Raw genomic sequence first — 3366 nt, 5'->3', positions numbered from 1 at the left:
CCGATGATGTCGACGATCTTCCTGGACGACGCATTGATGGCGCCCATGGTGCCGACCACCTCGGCCACCACGCTGCCGCCCTTGACGGCGACGCTGGAGGCGGAGACCGCGAGCTGGTTGGCCTGCCGCGCGTTGTCGGCATTCTGTTTCACGGTGGACGTAAGCTCTTCCATTGAGGCCGCGGTTTCTTCCAGCGAGCTGGCCTGCTGCTCGGTACGCGAGGATAAATCATGGTTGCCGGCGGCGATCTGGCTGGACGCGGTGGCGATGGTGTCGGTGCCGGCGCGCACATTGCCGACGATGCCGACCAGGTTGGCTTGCATGGTCTTCAGGGCCTGCAGCAATTCGGCTGCTTCATCCTTGCCCGTGCTGTCAATCGGCTGGGTCAGGTCGCCGTCGGCGATAAAGCGCGCGCTGCGCGAGGCTTGCATCAGCGGGCCGGTGATGGAACGCGTCAGCACAAAAGCCGCGGCCGCGCCCAGCAGCAAGGCCAGCACCGAGCCGACGATGAGGATCAGCCGACCCTGGGCCGCATTGTCTTCCGCCTGCGCCAGCGAGGCGTCATAGCGTTTTTGCAGGTAGTCCTCGAGTTTCTGGATGCTGCCGCTGTAGGTTTCGGCCAGCGGCTTGAGATCGCGCTCCAGCGTGGCGGCGACGTCTTCCCCGGCCTGTCTTTTTTTCAGCATGGCGCTGCGCGGGCCGCGGTAGGCCTCACGCGCGACGTCGATGCTGTCGACGAGTTTTTTACCCTCCGCTTCCTCCTGGATCACGGGCAGCATATCCTTGCGCTGGGCCAGCGATGCTTCCGACGACTTGTCCATCTCGGCCTGCCACATCTTCAGGCGGCTGGTGTCGGCGTCCAGCACCGAGGCACGCGTGCGCACCCAGTTGGTGTCAATGCTCTGGCGCCATTGCATGGCCATCTTGAGTGTGTCGTTGTCGACGGTGCCTATCCGGCGCGTGGTTTCGGCCAGGCCCTGCAGGCGCCAGACACCGATGGCGGAAATACCCGCCATGATCAAAAGAATCAGGCCGAAAGCCAGCGCCAGGCGGGTGCCGACCTTGATGTTGTTGAGTGTCATGATGCAAATTTTCAAAAAACGGGGGTTGATCAAGGCCGGTTGTGCGGGCGCTTCAAATTTCCGGGAGCGGCTTAAAACGTTTCCCAGCTTCCGCCGGCCATGGCCAGCTCGCCGGTTGCGGCAGCGGGCTTGCGCTGCGGCGCCTCAATCGCCTGCCGTGCCTTGGGCGGTTGCCGGGGGGCCGCGGCCGGGCGCGTGGCCGGGCGTTGCGGCGCGTGGGCTTGCACGTCGGCGCCTTCTACGCGGAACACACTCACCACCTGCGACAGGTTGGCGGCCTGCTCCTGCAGCGACGACGCCGCGGCAGCGGCTTCTTCGACCAGCGCGGCATTTTGCTGCGTGACCTGGTCCATCTGCGTAATCGCCTGGCTGACCTGTTCGATGCCGGCCGTCTGCTCCTGGCTCGCGGCCGTGATCTCGGCCATGATGTCGGTCACGCGTTTGACGCTGTCGACGATCTCGTCCATGGTCTTGCCGGCTTCCGCCACCTGTTTGCTGCCTTCCTCGACCTTGTCGACGGAATCGCCAATGAGCGTCTTGATTTCTTTCGCAGCGGCGGCACTGCGCTGCGCCAGGCTTCGGACTTCGGCGGCGACCACGGCAAAGCCGCGGCCTTGTTCACCGGCCCGTGCAGCTTCAACAGCGGCATTCAACGCCAGGATGTTGGTCTGGAAGGCGATCCCGTCGATGACGCCGATGATGTCGACGATCTTGCGCGAGGACGCATTGATGGCGTCCATGGTGCCGACCACTTCGGCGACCACGCTGCCACCCTTGACGGCGACGCTGGAGGCGGAGACGGCCAACTGGTTGGCCTGCCGCGCGTTGTCGGCATTCTGCTTGACGGTGCCGGTCAGCTCTTCCATCGAAGCGGCGGTTTCTTCCAGCGAGCTGGCCTGCTCTTCGGTGCGCGAAGACAAATCGTGGTTGCCCGCGGCGATCTGGCTGGACGCGGTGGCGATGGTGTCGGTGCCGCTGCGCACATTGCCGACGATGCCCACCAGGCTGTCGTTCATGTCTTTCAGGGCCTGCATCAGCTGGCCCGTTTCGTCCTTGCTGGTGACTTCAATGCGGCTGGTCAGGTCGCCGGCGGCCACCGTCTGGGCGATCTTCACCGCGCCGTTGATGGGCTGCGTGATGGAGCGGGTGATGAACCAGGCGCCCGCACCGCCCAGCGCGATCGCCAGGCCGGCCAGCGCCAGCATCAGCGTGCGTGAGCGGCGGTATTCGTCCGTGGCGTCGTCAAAGGACTTGCGGGACAGCTCGCGCTCGTAGTTGACGATTTCATCGATGACCGCAATGGCCTTGCGCGTCGCCGGCCCCGACTCGCTCATCATGAGCGCCGTCGCGTCCGCATTCTTGTTTTGCGTGCCCAGCTCGACCACCTTGTTCACCAGCGGCGACGCCACCTTGATCGACTGGTCCAGCTTGTCCATCAACGCCTTTTCCTTGTCGTCCAGGGAGGCGTCGAGCAGTACTTTTTTGGCTTTGCCGTATTTCTCGCGCGCCACCGTCAGCTTGTTTTTCTGGTCGTGGATGGCGGACTCGTCGTCCAGCAGCACCACGGTGCTCACGATCAAAGCGATGTCGCGAAAGTTGTCCACCATCTCATTGGCCGCGAAGTTCTTCACGTTGTTGCCTTCCACGATGTCGGTCATCCGGTCCTGGACGTCCGACATTGCCCGCAAGCCAACGCCGGCGATCACCGCCAGCAGAAGCAGGACCAGGAAAAAGCCCGAGCCCAGGCGCGTCCCTATTTTGAGGTTGGTGAATGACATGGTTTTGCCTGTAGTAGTAGTAGTAGTGCGTGCTTGTCTTGCGTGGGGCGGCCGGGGCTTGCTTAAAGCGTGGCGCGCTCGATCAGCGCCATGTCGGCGCTGGACATGAGCTTGTCGATGTCGACCAGGATCAGCATGCGTTCGTCCAGCGTGCCCAGGCCGATCAGGTATTCGGTGTCCAGAAGCGCGCCCATCTCGGGCGCCGGGCGCACCTGTTCGGGGTTCAGCGTGATCACGTCGGAGACACTGTCCACCACCATGCCCATCACACGGCTGGCGATGTTCAGGATGATCACCACCGTGAACTGGTCGTAGCTGGGCGTGCCCAGGTTGAACTTGATGCGCATGTCCACGATGGGCACGATGATGCCGCGCAGGTTGACCACACCCTTGATGTGTTCGGGCGCATTGGCGATGCGCGTCACCGTGTCGTAACCGCGCAGCTCCTGCACTTTCTGGATGTCCACGCCGTACTCTTCCTGGCCCAAAGTGAAAGCCAGGAACTC

General features: G+C 63.5%; 3 protein-coding genes. All 3 read right to left on the bottom strand.

Features of this window, described 5'->3' with window-relative positions:
• Positions 1-1082 (bottom strand): MCP four helix bundle domain-containing protein (locus tag ACLV8F_RS24790; protein WP_411886857.1); only part of this gene is annotated, 1082 nt, incomplete at its 3' end.
• 71 nt (positions 1083-1153) lie between these two features.
• Entirely contained in the window at positions 1154-2860 is a 1707-nt protein-coding gene (locus ACLV8F_RS24785; protein ID WP_411886856.1) for a methyl-accepting chemotaxis protein, read from the bottom strand.
• A 62-nt stretch (positions 2861-2922) separates the two neighbouring features.
• Positions 2923-3366 (bottom strand): chemotaxis protein CheW (locus ACLV8F_RS24780; protein WP_411886855.1); only part of this gene is annotated, 444 nt, incomplete at its 5' end.

This window comes from Polaromonas sp. YR568 (genome assembly GCF_943369675.1).
In the GTDB taxonomy this organism is placed as follows: domain Bacteria; phylum Pseudomonadota; class Gammaproteobacteria; order Burkholderiales; family Burkholderiaceae_C; genus Polaromonas.
The sequence above is the reverse complement of the archived record's forward strand: the minus strand, read 5'-3'. Positions and strand labels throughout refer to the sequence as shown.

Excerpts from the sequence above, each read along its gene's own strand:
- ACLV8F_RS24785 (WP_411886856.1), bottom strand. The coding sequence starts at position 2,860 with ATGTCATTCACCAACCTCAAAATAGGGACGCGCCTGGGCTCGGGCTTT.